Origin of the sequence: Pseudomonas azotoformans (assembly GCF_900103345.1) — a bacterium.
GTDB classification, from domain to species: Bacteria; Pseudomonadota; Gammaproteobacteria; order Pseudomonadales; family Pseudomonadaceae; genus Aquipseudomonas; species Aquipseudomonas azotoformans.
Genome location: NZ_LT629702.1, coordinates 499,530 through 513,263, shown reverse-complemented (window position 1 = coordinate 513,263; position 13,734 = coordinate 499,530). Strand labels below are relative to the sequence as shown.

The window sequence follows — 13,734 nt, the reverse complement described above, 5'->3', positions numbered from 1 at the left end:
AGGCGGGTCTCGCGGGAGGCTTGCAATATCGATCTACGGCTTACCAGTGCGCGCCGAACGTCTCGCGTAATTCATCCAAGGCGGCCTGGCCCAGCGGCTCGGGCCGGGGGTTGCTCATCAGCCAGAGCCTGGCGGTTTCTTCCAACTCTTCCAGGGCGTAACTGGCCTTGGCCACCGAGCTTTCCCAGACCACCGGCCCCAGTCGTTCAAGCATCACCCCACGCACGCTGTTGGCCAGTTGCGCCACTTGCTCGGCGACGTTGGGCGAGCCCGGACGCTGGTAGCCGATCAAAGGAATGTGCCCGACCTTCATCACTTGATAGGGCGTGAGCGGCGGCAGAATAGCGTCTGGCCGCCACACCCCGGCCAGGGTCAACGCCACCAGGTGGGTCGAATGGGTGTGCACCACCCCGCCCACCGAGGGATTGCGGTCATACACCTGACGGTGCAGGGCCAGGGTCTTCGAAGGTTTGTCCCCGGACACCCACTCGCCTTCCAGGTTGACCTTGGCAATCGCCCCAGGCGCAAGACGTCCCAGACAGACATCGGTAGGCGTAATCAACCAGCCATCATCCAGGCGCGCACTGATATTGCCGGCGCTGCCGACGGTATAGCCACGTTGATACAGGCTATGGCCGACATCGCAGATCTCTTCGCGCAGGGCCTGTTCGTCGATGCCAGTCATTGTGCACCTCCTGCCAGGTGCACAAGGGCCTTGGCAAAGAACTCGCGCCCCCCGAAGTTGCCCGATTTCAGCGCCAGTGCCAGCGGTTCGGTGGAACTGCTGAGCGTGGCCGGCACACCGGGGTCGATCTGTGCACCAATCTGCAACAGGTTGACGCCGAGGGCCTTGACCACCGCACCGGAGGTTTCCCCTCCGGCGACTACAAAACGTCGCACTCCCTGCTCACGCAGACCGGCGGCGATCTCGCCCAATGCGTTCTCTACCAGGGTGCCAGCGCGTTCGACGCCCAGTTGTTGCTGCACCGCCTTGACCTCAGCCGGGGTGCTGGTGGCGTAGATCAATACGGTGTGTGCACTGTTGCGAGCAAAGGCCAGCGCCCGCGCCACCACCGGTTCACCGGCGGCCAGGGCGATGGGATCGATGCGTAATGCCGGGCGGCCCGCCTCGCACCATGCTGCAACTTGTCCAAGGGTCGCCACCGAGGCACTGCCGGCCAGCACCACCTCGCCCCCCCTGACCGTGGGCAATGCATTCACATCAAAATCGCGCAATTTACCCGCGCGGCGGAAATTGCCCGGCAGGCCCAGGGCCAGGCCCGAGCCGCCAGTGAGCAACGGCAAGTCGGCGCAGGCGCTGCCCAGGGTATAGAGGTCCTGGTCCGACAGCGCATCGGCGATGGCAATGCCCACGCCTTGCTCGCGCAGTTCGGCGATCCTGGTGCGTGTCGCGTCCACACCGGCGGCGACCGCGTCGTACCGCAGGAGCCCAACCGGCAATGCAGTCTGGCTTTGCAGCACCCGCACCAGATTAGCGTCACACATGGGTGTCAGCGGGTGATGCTGCATGCCCGATTCATTGAGCAACTGGTCCTGCACGAACAAGTGGCCACGGAAAATCGTGCGACCGTTTTCCGGGAACGCCGGGCAGGCCAGGGTGAAATCAGCATCCAGCGCCTTGAGCAAGGCCTCACTGACCTGGCCTATATTGCCGGCGGCGGTAGAGTCGAACGTTGAGCAATACTTGAAGAAAATCTGTTCGCAGCCCTGCGCGCGCAGCCATTCCAGTGCGGCCAGGGATTCCTCGACAGCGTCTGCGGCCGGCGTGGTGCGTGACTTGAGGGCGATGACAATGGCATCTGCATCCAGGCCGTCTACAACTTCTCGGCTGGGGATGCCAATGCTCTGCACCGTGCGCATGCCGCCGCGCACCAACATGTTGGCCAGGTCGGTGGCGCCGGTGAAATCGTCGGCGATGCAACCCAGCAACGGGCGTGTGGTGTGGTCAGTCATAAAATGTTCCTTACACCGGTTCGGGCTTGGCAGTCGGCAACTCGATACCGGGGAAAATCTTGATCACCGCCGAGTCGTCCTCGCGGCCAAAACCGGCGCTGGAGGCCTGCATGAACATCTGGTGCGCAGTGGCCGACAGCGGCAGTGGGAACTTGCTGGCACGGGCGGTATCCAGCACCAGGCCGAGGTCCTTGACGAAAATATCCACCGCCGACAGTGGCGTGTAGTCGGCCTTGAGGATGTGCGGCACACGATTTTCGAACATCCAGGAATTGCCGGCGCTGTGGGTGATCACCTCGTACAAGGCATCGGCATCCACCCCTTCACGCAGGCCCAGGGCCATGGCCTCGGCGGACGCCGCGATATGCACGCCGGCAAGCAACTGGTTGATGATCTTGACCTTGGAGCCGAGTCCATGGACGTCGCCCAGGCGATAAACCTTGCCGGCCATGCCCGCCAGCACTGCATCGGCCTTGGCATAGGCGGCCTGTGGGCCTGAGGTCATCATGGTCATCTCACCGGCGGCGGCCTTGGCCGCACCGCCGGAAATCGGCGCATCCAGGTACAGCAGCCCGTGTTCGCCCAGCCGCCGGCCGAGGTCCACGGCGTAGGTCGGGGCCACGGTGGCGCAACCGATCACCAGGCTCGCAGGGCGCAGCGCCGCCACGGCACCGCCCGTACCAAACAGCACAGTCTCGGTCTGCTCGGCGTTGACCACCACGGTGATGATCACATCACAGGCCTCGGCCATCTGCGCCGGTGACGAGCACGCCACTCCGCCCTCCCCGGCGAACTGCCGGGTGACTGCCTCACGTACATCACAGGCATGCACACTGAAACCAGCGCGCAACAGCGAGCGGGCAATGCCCAGCCCCATCGCGCCCAAACCGATCACACCGACATTCTTATTATTCATAGGTACTCCAGGGGAAAACGGCGACTGACACCACACCGGCGAGCCGCATTGGAATTGGGACCGATCATCCACCAATGAACAGATTATGTGAAGTATTTTTTCAATCTAACATTTTTTAACATCACCTCGAAAAGACCTTCATACACCACCCTCTATCGCCTCACCCCACGCAAACTCATTCGCGACGCTTGTGCTTTACGTATTATGGTATACCATCATACGCAACCCACTCCCCCGCACCTGATGGAGCCGCTCATGAGTTTCGAAATCCGCAAGATCGTCAGCTACACAGAAGAAACCTTCATCGAAGGCGGCAAGGCCGCTGATACCCCCGTGACCATGGTCGGCCTGGCCGTGGTGCTGAAAAACCCATGGCTGGGCCGTGGTTTCGTCGAAGACCTCAAGCCGGAAATCCGCGCCAACTGCTCCGACCTCGGCGCGCTGATGGTCGAGCGCCTGGTGGGCATCATTGGCGGCGCCGACAAGATCGAAGCCTATGGCAAGGCTGCCGTGGTCGGTGCCGATGGCGAGATCGAGCACGCCAGCGCGATCATCCACACCCTGCGCTTCGGCAATCACTACCGTGAAGCGGTCAAGGCCAAGAGCTACCTGAGTTTCACCAACAAGCGCGGCGGTCCGGGCACTTCCATCCAGATTCCGATGATGCACAAGGATGACGAAGGCCTGCGCTCGCACTACATCACCCTGGAAATGCGCATCGAAGACGCCCCGCGTGCCGACGAAATCGTCGTGGTACTGGGTTGCGCCGATGGCGGCCGCCTGCACCCACGCATCGGCAACCGTTACATCGACTTGGAAGAACTGGCCGCCGAAAAGGCTCAGTAAGCCAGGCCGGCACCCCCAATAAGAAAAGGCATGCAGGAGCGCTCCATGATTCGGCTCACCGCTGAACGCACCCCGGCTGGTACCAGTTATCTGGCGACCGGCCAAGGCCAGCCTGTGGTTTTGATCCACGGCGTGGGCCTGAATAAAGAAATGTGGGGCGGGCAAGTCGTTGGCCTGGCCACCCACTACCGCGTGATCACCTACGACATGCTCGGCCACGGCGCCAGCCCGCGCCCGGCCGCCGGCACGCCGTTGCTGGGGTATGCCGACCAGCTGCTGGAGCTGCTCGACCATCTGCAAGTGCCCCAGGCCACGGTAATCGGTTTTTCCATGGGTGGCCTGGTCGCACGGGCGTTTGCCCTGCACTACCCCGAGCGCCTCAAGGGCCTGGTGGTGCTCAACAGTGTGTTCAACCGCAGCCCGGAACAGCGCGCCGGCGTGATCGCGCGCACCGCCCAGGCCGCCGAACACGGGCCGGACGCCAACGCCGAAGCGGCGCTGTCACGCTGGTTCAGCCGCGAGTACCAGGCGGCCAACCCGGCGCAGATCGCGGCCTTGCGCGAAACCCTGGCGGGCAATGATCCCCAGGGTTACCTCACCACGTATGAGCTGTTTGCCACCCAGGACATGTACCGCGCCGACGACCTCAAGACGCTGCGCGTTCCCACCCTGGTCGCCACCGGCGAACTCGACCCCGGTTCGACGCCGGAGATGGCGCGCCAATTGGCCGACCGCATTCCCGGCGCCACCGTTGCGGTGCTGGCCGAACAACGGCATATGATGCCGGTAGAATCGCCGCGCCTGGTCAACCAGTTGCTACTGGGTTTTCTAGAGACCGTGTACGCCCAAAACAATCCAATAAAGGGGATCGTTGCATGACACTCGCACGCTTCCAGATGTGCATCGGCGGTGAATGGGTCGATGCCCTGTCCGGCAAGACTTTCGACAGCCTCAACCCGGCCCTGGCCGAACCCTGGGCGCAACTGCCTGACGCCGACGAAGCGGATGTGGAGCGCGCCATACAGGCCGCACAAACCGCCTTCGACAGCCCGGCCTGGCGCGGCCTCACCGCCACCGCACGGGGCAAGCTGCTGCGGCGCCTGGGCGACCTGATTGCCGAGAACAAGGAACAACTGGCCCAGCTGGAAAGCCGCGACAACGGCAAGTTGATCCGCGAAACCCGTGGCCAGGTCAGCTACCTGCCCGAGTTCTTCCACTACACCGCCGGCCTGGCCGACAAGCTCGAAGGCGGCACCCTGCCGCTGGACAAGCCGGACCTGTTCGCCTACACCGTGCACGAAGCCATGGGCGTGGTCGCCGCGATCATTCCGTGGAACAGCCCGCTGTACCTGACTGCGATCAAACTCGCCCCGGCACTGGCGGCGGGCAATACCATCGTGATCAAACCGTCGGAACACGCTTCGGCGACCATCCTCGAACTGGCACGCCTGGCCCTCGAAGCCGGCATCCCGGCGGGCGTGGTCAACGTGGTCACCGGCTACGGCCCGAGCACCGGGGCCGCCCTCACCCGCCACCCACTGGTGCGCAAGATCGCCTTCACCGGCGGTGCGGCCACGGCGCGCCATGTGGTGCGCAGCAGCGCGGAGAACTTCGCCAAGCTGTCCCTGGAGCTGGGCGGCAAGTCGCCGAATATCATCTTTGCCGATGCGGATCTGGACAGCGCCATCAACGGCGCGATTGCCGGTATTTATGCCGCGTCCGGGCAGAGTTGCGTGTCGGGCTCACGCCTGTTGGTACAGGACGACATCTACGACGAATTCGTCGAGCGCCTGGTGGCACGTGCCCAGCGCATCCGCATCGGCAACCCGCAGGATGACGCCAGCGAAATGGGGCCCATGGCCACCGCGCAGCAACTGGCCGTGGTCGAAGGCCTGGTGGCGGACGCAATTGCCGAAGGCGCGCGCCTGCGCACCGGCGGCAAGCGCCCACAGGGCCTGGGCGATGGCTGGTTCTACGAGCCGACGCTGTTCGAATGCGACCGCAATTCGATGAAGATCATGCAGGAAGAAGTGTTCGGCCCGGTCGCCTCGGTGATCCGCTTCAAGGATGAAGCCGAAGCGCTGGCCATTGCCAACGACTCGCAGTTCGGCCTCGCCGCCGGCATCTGGACCCGCGACCTCGGCCGCGCCCATCGCCTGGCCCGGGACGTGCGCTCGGGGATCATCTGGGTCAACACCTACCGTGCCGTGTCCGCGATGGCGCCGATCGGCGGCTTCAAGAACAGCGGCTACGGACGCGAGAGCGGCATAGATTCGGTACTGGCCTACACCGAGCTGAAAACCGTGTGGATCAACCTGTCCCAGGCGCCCATGCCTGATCCTTTTGTGATGCGCTAAGAGACCCCGACCATGATCGAACCCGGCATTTACAAAGACGTCATGAGCTCCTTCCCGTCCGGCGTCACGGTGGTCACCACCCTCGACCCGGACGGCGGCATCGTCGGCATCACCGCCAGCGCGTTCAGTGCGCTGTCGATTGACCCGGCGCTGGTGCTGTTCTGCCCCAACTATGCCTCGGACACTTATCCGATCCTGCGCGACAGCAAGCGTTTTGCGATTCACCTGCTGTCCGCCGACCAGACCGCCGAAGCCTACGCCTTTGCCGGCAAGGGCAAGGAAAAGGCCAAGGGCATCGAGTGGCACCTCAGCGACCTGGGCAACCCGCTGCTGGCCAAGGCCACGGCGATCATCGAGTGCGAGTTGTGGCGCGAATACGATGGCGGCGACCACGCGATCATCGTCGGTGCGGTGAAGAACCTGATCCTGCCCGCACAACCGGTCACGCCGATGATCTACCACAAGGGCAAGCTGGGGCCATTGCCGGCCTTGGCCTGAGGCAGGCTGGGGGCCGTGAGGGTTTGTCGCTTAAAGGACACCGCGTGATAAACTCGCCGACAATTTCGGCCCCTGATCGGCCCCCTGTTAACCGTTACATACAGAGCAGCCCCCATGAAACGCCTGCCACTCGACGACAGCTTCAAGGTCAATCACAACCCGGTCACCCTGCGGGAAATCGTGCTGGAGAAACTGCGCAGCGCGATCATGAACTTCCAGCTGTTGCCGGGCGACCGCCTGGTGGAGCGCGACCTGTGCGACCGCCTCGGCGTCAGCCGCACCTCGGTGCGCGAAGCCTTGCGTCACCTGGAGTCCGAAGGCCTGGTGGAATTCGCCGACGCCAAGGGCCCGCAGGTGGCGATCATCACCCTGGCCGATGCGGTCGACATCTATGAGCTGCGTTGCGTGCTCGAAGGCCTGATCGTGCAGCTGTTCACCCTGCGCGCCAAGGCCAAGGACATCAAGGCCCTGGAAAAAGCCCTGGAGGAGAACCGCAAGGCCCTCAAGGACGGCGAGCTGCAACAGGTCATCGATTCGGTGCAAGGGTTCTACGATGTGCTGCTGGAAGGCTCCGGCAACCATGTCGCGGCCACCCAGTTGCGCCAGTTGCAGGCCCGTATCAGCTACCTGCGCGCCACCTCGGTGTCCCAGGAAAACCGCCGCGCCAGCAGTAACCAGGAAATGGAGCGCATGGTCCAGGCGATCAAGAGTGGCGACCCGCTTGCCGCGCACCAGGCCTGCGTCGATCACGTGCGCGCCGCCGCCGCCGTGGCGCTGGACTACCTCAAGCGCAAACAGGAAGAGACCGGCAAGCTGCCCGAGATCACCCTGCCCATCGCCCTCAAAGAACCGCGCATAGGCCACTGACCATGCCCAGCCCGCGCTTTTGCCCGACCTGCGGCAGCAGTGACCTCGGTCACCAGCTGCCACCGGGCGATACCCATGAGCGCCTGATGTGCCGGGGCTGCGGCTATATCCACTACATCAACCCCAAGATCATCGCCGGCTGCATCATCGAGCAGGACGGCAAGTATCTGTTGTGCCAACGGGCAATCCCGCCTCGCCCGGGCACCTGGACCCTGCCGGCCGGCTTCATGGAAGGTGGCGAGACCACCGAACAGGCGGCGCTGCGGGAAGTCTGGGAAGAAAGCGGCGTGCGGGCGGAAATCGTCTCGCCCTACTCGATCTTCAGCGTGCCCAGGATCAGCGAGGTGTACATCATCTTCCGCGCCATCGCGCTGGAGATCACCGGGCAGTTCGGGCCGGAGACGCTGGATTATAAGTTCTTTGCGCCTGAGGAGATTCCCTGGGACAGCATTTACTATCCGGCGATTCGGCAGATTCTTGAGCGGTATATCGAGGAGCGGCAGGCTGGGGTGTATGGCATCTATATCGGCAATGACGACAGCGGCAAGATCCACTTCATCCGCTGACCTCTCGACCAAACAGGGCTCCAATGTGGGAGGGGGCTTGCCCCCGATGGCGGTGGTTCAGTCACCTTATCCAGTGGCTGACACACTGTTATCGGGGGCAAGCCCCCTCCCACATTTAACCCAATGTCTGGCCTGATCATCTAGGGTGCCAGCCCTTCAACGATGATGATCTGCGCCAACCCCGCCCCTTCACGGTGCGCCTTCGCCTCCTGATATTCAGCAGACTCATAACACGCCACCGCCCTCTCATAACTCTCAAACTCAATCACCACATTACGCGGTGCTCCAGGCCCACCTTCCAGCACAACACTACGCCCGCCCCGGGCCAGAATCTTCCCCCCATACAGCGCAAACGCCGCCGGCGCACGGCAGGTGTATTGCGTGTATTGCTCGGCATCCGCCACATCCACGTGGGCAATCCAGTAGGCCTTCATCGCGACATCCTCTTGTTGAATTTTTGTGGTATACCATAATACATACAACCAACAAGCCGAGCATCCTCCATGTCCTTCAACAGCATCGCAGACATCATCGAAGACTACCGCCAGGGCAAGATGGTGCTTCTCGTGGACGACGAAGATCGGGAAAACGAAGGCGACCTATTGTTGCCTGCGGCGTGCTGCACTGCCGAGACTATCAGTTTCATGGCCCGCGAAGCCCGTGGCCTGATCTGCCTGACCCTGACCGATGAACATTGCCAGCGCCTCGGCCTGGAACAGATGGTGCCGAGCAATGGCAGCGTGTTCAGCACCGCGTTTACCGTGTCCATCGAAGCCGCCACCGGCGTGACCACCGGCATCTCTGCCGCCGACCGTGCGCGCACGGTGGCGGCCGCCGTGGCACTCGACGCCGGCCCCACCGACATCGTGCAACCGGGGCATATTTTCCCGTTGCGCGCCAAGGACGGCGGCGTGCTGACCCGCGCCGGCCACACCGAAGCCGGTTGCGACCTGGCGCGCCTGGCCGGGCACACCCCGGCCTCGGTGATCGTCGAGGTGATGAACGATGACGGCACCATGGCGCGCCGCCCGGACCTGGAGGTGTTTGCGCGCAAGCACGGCATCAAGATCGGCACCATCGCCGACCTGATCCACTACCGCCTCAGCACCGAACGCACCGTGGTGCGTATCGGCGAACGCGACCTGCCCACGGTGCACGGCACGTTCCGCCTGATTACCTTCGAAGACCGCATCGACGGCGGCGTGCACATGGCGATGGTCATGGGCCAGCTGCGCCGCGATACGCCGGCACTGGTGCGCGTGCATGTGATCGACCCGCTGCGCGACCTGGTCGGCGCCGACTACAGCGGCCCGTCCAACTGGACCTTGTGGGCCGCCTTGCAACGCGTCGCGGCTGAAGGCAGCGGCGTGGTGGTGGTGCTGGCCAATCATGAGTCGTCCCAGGCGCTGCTGGAGCGCGTGCCGCAACTGACCCAGGCACCGCGCCAATTCAATCGCTCGCAGTCGCGGATTTACTCGGAAGTGGGCACCGGTGCGCAAATTCTCCAGGACCTCGGCGTGGGCCTGCTGCGCCACCTCGGCCCACCGCTGAAATACGCGGGCTTGACCGGTTATGACCTGGAAGTGGTGGAGAGTATTCCGTTCGTTGAATGACCTTGGCCAGATGGCCGGTATGGCAAAATGCTTGCGCAAAGTTTGGAATACCATAATATGATATTCCACAGGTTGGATGACCCTGCAAAGGCCATCCACACCGACTGCTCCCGATAGGCGGGCACTCAAAAGCCCCGCTCATAAACACAACAATGAGGGCGTAAAAATGGTGTTGAACACACGTATCAGCGCAGTCCTGTTCGCGGGTTTGCTGGCCACCGCCAGTCATGCCGCCATGGCGGCCGAAAGCGTCAACTTCGTGAGCTGGGGCGGTAGCACCCAGGACGCACAGAAGCAGGCGTGGGCCGACCCTTTCAGCAAGGCCAGCGGCATCACCGTGGTACAGGACGGCCCGACCGACTACGGCAAACTCAAGGCCATGGTCGAAAGCGGCAACGTGCAATGGGACGTGGTGGATGTGGAGGCTGATTTTGCCTTGCGCGCCGCCGCCGAAGGGCTGCTCGAACCCCTGGATTTCTCGGTGATCCAGCGCGACAAGATCGACCCGCGCTTCGTCTCCGACCACGGCGTCGGCTCGTTCTTCTTCTCCTTCGTACTCGGCTACAACGAAGGCAAGCTCGGCGCCGGCAAGCCGCAGGACTGGACCGCGCTGTTCGACACCAAGACCTATCCCGGCAAACGCGCCCTCTACAAATGGCCAAGCCCCGGCGTGCTCGAACTGGCACTGCTGGCCGACGGCGTCCCCGCCGACAAGCTCTACCCGCTGGACCTGGACCGCGCCTTCAAGAAACTCGACACCATCAAGCAAGACATCGTCTGGTGGGGCGGCGGCGCGCAATCGCAACAGTTGCTGGCCTCCGGCGAAGTCAGCATGGGCCAGTTCTGGAACGGCCGCATCCACGCCTTGCAGGAAGACGGCGCACCGGTGGGCGTGAGCTGGAAACAGAACCTGGTAATGGCCGACATCCTGGTCGTGCCCAAAGGCACCAAGAACAAGGCCGCCGCGATGAAGTTCCTGGCCAGTGCCAGCAGCGCCAAGGGCCAGGCCGACTTCTCCAACCTGACCGCTTATGCACCGGTGAACATCGACAGCGTACAGCGCCTGGATTCGGTCCTTGCGCCCAACCTGCCGACGGCGTATGCCAAGGACCAGATCACCCTCGATTTCGCCTACTGGGCCAAGAACGGCCCGACCATTGCGACACGGTGGAATGAATGGCTAGTCAAATGAAAATGACGGCAAGCACGCCGACCGGGAGCGCCCTTGGCGCTGCCGGCGCAGTTTCCCGCAACGTCGGGGCACCGTCCCTGGCGCAGCGCTGGCGGGGGTCGAGCAACCTGATCCCGGCCCTGCTGTTCCTCGGTCTGTTCTTCCTCGCACCGCTGATTGGGCTGTTGCTGCGTGGGGTGCTGGAGCCGGTGCCAGGCCTGGGCAACTATGAGCAACTGTTCGCCAACTCGGCCTATGCGCGGGTGTTGCTCAATACGTTTTCCGTTGCCGGCCTGGTGACGCTGTTCAGTCTGTTGCTGGGCTTCCCGCTGGCCTGGGCGATCACCCTGGTACCGCGTGGCTGGGGCCGTTGGATCCTGAGTATCGTGCTGCTGTCGATGTGGACCAGTCTGCTCGCCCGCACCTATTCCTGGCTGGTGCTGTTGCAGGCCTCCGGGGTGATCAACAAAGCGTTGATGGCGATGGGCATCATCGATCAGCCGTTGGAGATGGTGCACAACCTCACCGGCGTGGTGATCGGCATGAGCTACATCATGATTCCGTTCATCGTGCTGCCGTTGCAGGCGACCATGCAGGCCATCGACCCGATGATCCTGCAGGCCGGCTCGATCTGCGGCGCGAGCCCCTGGACAAACTTCTTCCGGGTGTTCCTGCCGCTGTGCCGGCCGGGGCTGTTTTCCGGCGGCTTGATGGTGTTCGTGATGTCCCTGGGTTACTACGTCACCCCGGCGTTGCTCGGCGGTGCGCAGAACATGATGCTGCCCGAGTTCATCATCCAGCAGGTGCAATCGTTCCTCAATTGGGGCCTGGCCAGTGCCGGCGCGGCGCTGCTGATCTTCATCACGCTGGTGCTGTTCTACTTCTACCTGAAGCTCCAGCCGGAATCCCCGGTTGGCGCCAGCAACGCGAGGTAAGCCGTCATGCTGCTGACTCCCAATGCCATGAGCCGCAGGATGCGCTTGGGCCTCTATACCACCACCGGGCTGATTGGCTTGTTCCTGTTGCTGCCGATCGTGTTTATCGTGTTGCTGTCGTTCGGCTCATCCCAATGGCTGGTGTTCCCGCCACCGGGCTGGACCCTGAAATGGTACGGCCAGTTCTTCTCCAATGCCGACTGGATGAACGCCGCCATGGCCAGCCTCAAGGTGGCGGTGCTGACCACCGTGTTCGCCGTCGCCCTGGGTTTGCCCACCGCATTTGCGCTGGTGCGTGGGCGCTTCCCCGGCCGTGAGTTGCTCTACGGTCTGTTCACCCTGCCGATGATCGTGCCGCTGGTGATCATCGCCGTGGCGGTGTATGCGTTGTTCCTCAAGCTCGGCTACACCGGCACGATGTTCGCGTTTGTGGTCAGCCATGTGATCGTCGCCTTGCCGTTCACCATCATCTCGATCATCAACTCGCTGAAGCTGTTCGACCAGTCGATTGAAGATGCCGCGGTAATCTGCGGCGCATCACGCTTGCAGGCGGTGTTCAAGGTGACCTTTCCGGCGATCCGCCCCGGCATGGTCGCCGGTGCACTGTTTGCCTTCCTGGTTTCCTGGGACGAAGTGGTACTCAGCGTGATGATGGCCAGCCCGACCCTGCAAACCCTACCCGTGAAAATGTGGACCACCCTGCGCCAGGACCTGACGCCAGTGATCGCCGTCGCCTCGACGCTGCTGATCGGCCTGTCGGTGCTGGTCATGGTGATTGCCGCCGTCGCTCGTCGACGCACTGAAACCCGCGCTTGAGCGCCGAGGATTAACCCATGAGTGCCGTGATCAAAGACCCCACTCGCAACCCTGGCCAACCCCTGGTCAGCCTGCGCAACCTGAACAAGTACTACGGCGAATTCGCCGCCGTGGACAACATCTCGCTGGACATCCAGGACGGCGAATTCCTCACCTTCCTCGGCTCCAGCGGCTCGGGCAAAAGCACCACCCTGTCGATGCTCGCCGGGTTTGAAACCCCCAGCAGCGGCGAGATCCTGGTGGGCGGCCAATCCCTGGTCAACGTGCCGCCGCACAAGCGTGACATCGGCATGGTGTTCCAACGCTACTCGCTGTTCCCGCATTTATCGGTGCGCGACAACATCGCCTTCCCCCTGGCGATCCGCAAACTGGCCAGCGCCGAGCGTGAAAAGCGCGTCGACGCCATGCTCAAGCTGGTGCAACTGGAACCGTTCGCCCACCGCCGCCCTTCGCAACTCTCCGGCGGCCAGCAGCAACGCGTGGCCATCGCCCGAGCGCTGGTGTACGAACCGCGCATCCTGCTGATGGACGAACCCCTTGGCGCCCTCGACAAAAAACTGCGTGAAGACCTGCAAGACGAACTGCGCCAGCTGCACCGGCGCCTGGGCATCACCATCGTCTACGTGACCCACGACCAGGAAGAAGCCATGCGCCTGTCCCAGCGCATCGCGATTTTCAGCCACGGCAAAATCGTCGGCCTGGGCAGTGGTTTCGACCTGTACCAGAACCCGCCGAATGCGTTTGTCGCGTCTTTCCTCGGCAACTCCAACTTCCTCAAGCTCAAGGCCCAAGGTAATGCAGCGGCGTCGTTTGAAGGGCAATCGCTGTCGATCCGCCTGACCAGCGGGCTACGCAGCGAACAGGATGTGCTGCTGATGGTGCGCCCGGAAAAGGCCCTGGCGCTGTGCGTGGCGCAGGCCAACCTCGAACCCTTGGCAGCCGGTTGGAACGAAGTGTCCGCCATCGTCGGCGAGGTATTGTTCCTCGGTGAAAGCCAGACCTGCAGCGTAAAAACCCTTGGCGGCACCTCGATGACGGTCAAGGCACTGTCCGCCGCCGGCATGCCGCTCAAGGCCGGCGACCCGGTGCGGGTGCGCTGGGCCACGGCGGATGCGTGTGTGTATACCGAATGGGCTGAAAGCGATCTGAACAAGGCGGCTGGGGTGCATTAATCG

Annotated in this window: 15 protein-coding genes; 11 read left to right on the top strand and 4 right to left on the bottom strand. The window is 63.2% G+C overall.

What is annotated here, in order from left to right:
- Nucleotides 1–40: 40 nt before the first annotated feature.
- From otnC to ltnD, 3 genes are read right to left on the bottom strand one after another with little or no spacing between them, the layout of a single operon-like run.
- Nucleotides 41–685 (bottom strand): 3-oxo-tetronate 4-phosphate decarboxylase, encoded by a 645-nt coding sequence (gene otnC / locus BLR69_RS02410; RefSeq protein ID WP_071494889.1) that lies wholly within the window; start codon nucleotides 683–685, stop codon nucleotides 41–43.
- Nucleotides 682–1,974, bottom strand: a complete 1,293-nt coding sequence (otnK, locus tag BLR69_RS02405) for a 3-oxo-tetronate kinase (protein WP_071494890.1) — start codon at nucleotides 1,972–1,974, stop codon at nucleotides 682–684. The genes otnC and otnK overlap by 4 nt, the downstream gene beginning before the upstream one ends.
- Nucleotides 1,975–1,984: 10 nt before the next feature.
- The gene (gene ltnD / locus BLR69_RS02400; protein WP_255336088.1) at nucleotides 1,985–2,926 is read right to left on the bottom strand and encodes an L-threonate dehydrogenase; all 942 of its coding nucleotides are present in this window, start codon (nucleotides 2,924–2,926) and stop codon (nucleotides 1,985–1,987) included.
- A 219-nt stretch (nucleotides 2,927–3,145) separates the two neighbouring features.
- Between ltnD and BLR69_RS02395 the strand changes: the two genes are divergently transcribed.
- The 6 genes from BLR69_RS02395 to BLR69_RS02370 all read left to right on the top strand — a co-directional run bounded on the left by BLR69_RS02395 (nucleotide 3,146) and on the right by BLR69_RS02370 (nucleotide 8,024).
- Nucleotides 3,146–3,736 (top strand): amino acid synthesis family protein, encoded by a 591-nt coding sequence (locus BLR69_RS02395; protein ID WP_071494892.1) that lies wholly within the window; start codon nucleotides 3,146–3,148, stop codon nucleotides 3,734–3,736.
- Nucleotides 3,737–3,781: 45 nt separating this feature from the next.
- On the top strand, nucleotides 3,782–4,615 hold the full coding sequence (locus BLR69_RS02390; RefSeq protein ID WP_071494893.1) for an alpha/beta fold hydrolase: 834 nt from the start codon (nucleotides 3,782–3,784) through the stop codon (nucleotides 4,613–4,615).
- Nucleotides 4,612–6,093 (top strand): aldehyde dehydrogenase, encoded by a 1,482-nt coding sequence (locus BLR69_RS02385; RefSeq protein ID WP_071494894.1) that lies wholly within the window; start codon nucleotides 4,612–4,614, stop codon nucleotides 6,091–6,093. The genes BLR69_RS02390 and BLR69_RS02385 overlap by 4 nt, the downstream gene beginning before the upstream one ends.
- 12 nt (nucleotides 6,094–6,105) lie before the next feature.
- Nucleotides 6,106–6,591: a flavin reductase family protein gene (locus BLR69_RS02380; RefSeq protein ID WP_058427007.1), complete on the top strand. Its 486-nt coding sequence runs from the start codon at nucleotides 6,106–6,108 to the stop codon at nucleotides 6,589–6,591.
- Between the two features lie 114 nt (nucleotides 6,592–6,705).
- Nucleotides 6,706–7,458, top strand: a complete 753-nt coding sequence (locus tag BLR69_RS02375; RefSeq protein WP_071494895.1) for a GntR family transcriptional regulator — start codon at nucleotides 6,706–6,708, stop codon at nucleotides 7,456–7,458.
- Between the two features lie 2 nt (nucleotides 7,459–7,460).
- On the top strand, nucleotides 7,461–8,024 hold the full coding sequence (locus tag BLR69_RS02370) for an NUDIX hydrolase (protein ID WP_071494896.1): 564 nt from the start codon (nucleotides 7,461–7,463) through the stop codon (nucleotides 8,022–8,024).
- A gap of 140 nt (nucleotides 8,025–8,164) precedes the next feature.
- On the opposite strand, the gene BLR69_RS02365 is transcribed toward BLR69_RS02370, so the two are convergent.
- Nucleotides 8,165–8,458, bottom strand: a complete 294-nt coding sequence (locus tag BLR69_RS02365; RefSeq protein WP_071494897.1) for a DUF1330 domain-containing protein — start codon at nucleotides 8,456–8,458, stop codon at nucleotides 8,165–8,167.
- Between the two features lie 69 nt (nucleotides 8,459–8,527).
- Between BLR69_RS02365 and ribBA the strand changes: the two genes are divergently transcribed.
- The 5 genes from ribBA to BLR69_RS02340 all read left to right on the top strand — a co-directional run bounded on the left by ribBA (nucleotide 8,528) and on the right by BLR69_RS02340 (nucleotide 13,731).
- Nucleotides 8,528–9,637, top strand: a complete 1,110-nt coding sequence (gene ribBA / locus BLR69_RS02360; protein WP_071494898.1) for a bifunctional 3,4-dihydroxy-2-butanone-4-phosphate synthase/GTP cyclohydrolase II — start codon at nucleotides 8,528–8,530, stop codon at nucleotides 9,635–9,637.
- 166 nt (nucleotides 9,638–9,803) lie between these two features.
- Complete coding sequence (locus BLR69_RS02355) at nucleotides 9,804–10,829, top strand: ABC transporter substrate-binding protein (protein WP_071494899.1); 1,026 nt, start codon at nucleotides 9,804–9,806, stop codon at nucleotides 10,827–10,829.
- Nucleotides 10,826–11,743 (top strand): ABC transporter permease, encoded by a 918-nt coding sequence (locus tag BLR69_RS02350; protein WP_071494900.1) that lies wholly within the window; start codon nucleotides 10,826–10,828, stop codon nucleotides 11,741–11,743. Before BLR69_RS02355 ends, BLR69_RS02350 begins: the two co-directional genes overlap by 4 nt.
- 6 nt (nucleotides 11,744–11,749) lie before the next feature.
- Nucleotides 11,750–12,559: an ABC transporter permease gene (locus BLR69_RS02345; RefSeq protein ID WP_071494901.1), complete on the top strand. Its 810-nt coding sequence runs from the start codon at nucleotides 11,750–11,752 to the stop codon at nucleotides 12,557–12,559.
- A gap of 17 nt (nucleotides 12,560–12,576) precedes the next feature.
- Nucleotides 12,577–13,731: an ABC transporter ATP-binding protein gene (locus tag BLR69_RS02340; RefSeq protein WP_071494902.1), complete on the top strand. Its 1,155-nt coding sequence runs from the start codon at nucleotides 12,577–12,579 to the stop codon at nucleotides 13,729–13,731.
- Nucleotides 13,732–13,734 lie beyond the last annotated feature (3 nt).

What these genes read in the sequence shown, in the direction of transcription:
- otnC (WP_071494889.1), bottom strand. Translation starts at nt 685, where the DNA reads ATGACTGGCATCGACGAACAGGCCCTGCGCGAAGAGATCTGCGATGTC.
- otnK (WP_071494890.1), bottom strand. Translation starts at nt 1,974, where the DNA reads ATGACTGACCACACCACACGCCCGTTGCTGGGTTGCATCGCCGACGAT.
- BLR69_RS02395 (WP_071494892.1), top strand. Translation starts at nt 3,146, where the DNA reads ATGAGTTTCGAAATCCGCAAGATCGTCAGCTACACAGAAGAAACCTTC.
- BLR69_RS02390 (WP_071494893.1), top strand. Translation starts at nt 3,782, where the DNA reads ATGATTCGGCTCACCGCTGAACGCACCCCGGCTGGTACCAGTTATCTG.
- BLR69_RS02385 (WP_071494894.1), top strand. Translation starts at nt 4,612, where the DNA reads ATGACACTCGCACGCTTCCAGATGTGCATCGGCGGTGAATGGGTCGAT.
- BLR69_RS02380 (WP_058427007.1), top strand. Translation starts at nt 6,106, where the DNA reads ATGATCGAACCCGGCATTTACAAAGACGTCATGAGCTCCTTCCCGTCC.
- BLR69_RS02375 (WP_071494895.1), top strand. Translation starts at nt 6,706, where the DNA reads ATGAAACGCCTGCCACTCGACGACAGCTTCAAGGTCAATCACAACCCG.
- BLR69_RS02370 (WP_071494896.1), top strand. Translation starts at nt 7,461, where the DNA reads ATGCCCAGCCCGCGCTTTTGCCCGACCTGCGGCAGCAGTGACCTCGGT.
- BLR69_RS02365 (WP_071494897.1), bottom strand. Translation starts at nt 8,458, where the DNA reads ATGAAGGCCTACTGGATTGCCCACGTGGATGTGGCGGATGCCGAGCAA.
- ribBA (WP_071494898.1), top strand. Translation starts at nt 8,528, where the DNA reads ATGTCCTTCAACAGCATCGCAGACATCATCGAAGACTACCGCCAGGGC.
- BLR69_RS02355 (WP_071494899.1), top strand. Translation starts at nt 9,804, where the DNA reads ATGGTGTTGAACACACGTATCAGCGCAGTCCTGTTCGCGGGTTTGCTG.
- BLR69_RS02350 (WP_071494900.1), top strand. Translation starts at nt 10,826, where the DNA reads ATGAAAATGACGGCAAGCACGCCGACCGGGAGCGCCCTTGGCGCTGCC.
- BLR69_RS02345 (WP_071494901.1), top strand. Translation starts at nt 11,750, where the DNA reads ATGCTGCTGACTCCCAATGCCATGAGCCGCAGGATGCGCTTGGGCCTC.
- BLR69_RS02340 (WP_071494902.1), top strand. Translation starts at nt 12,577, where the DNA reads ATGAGTGCCGTGATCAAAGACCCCACTCGCAACCCTGGCCAACCCCTG.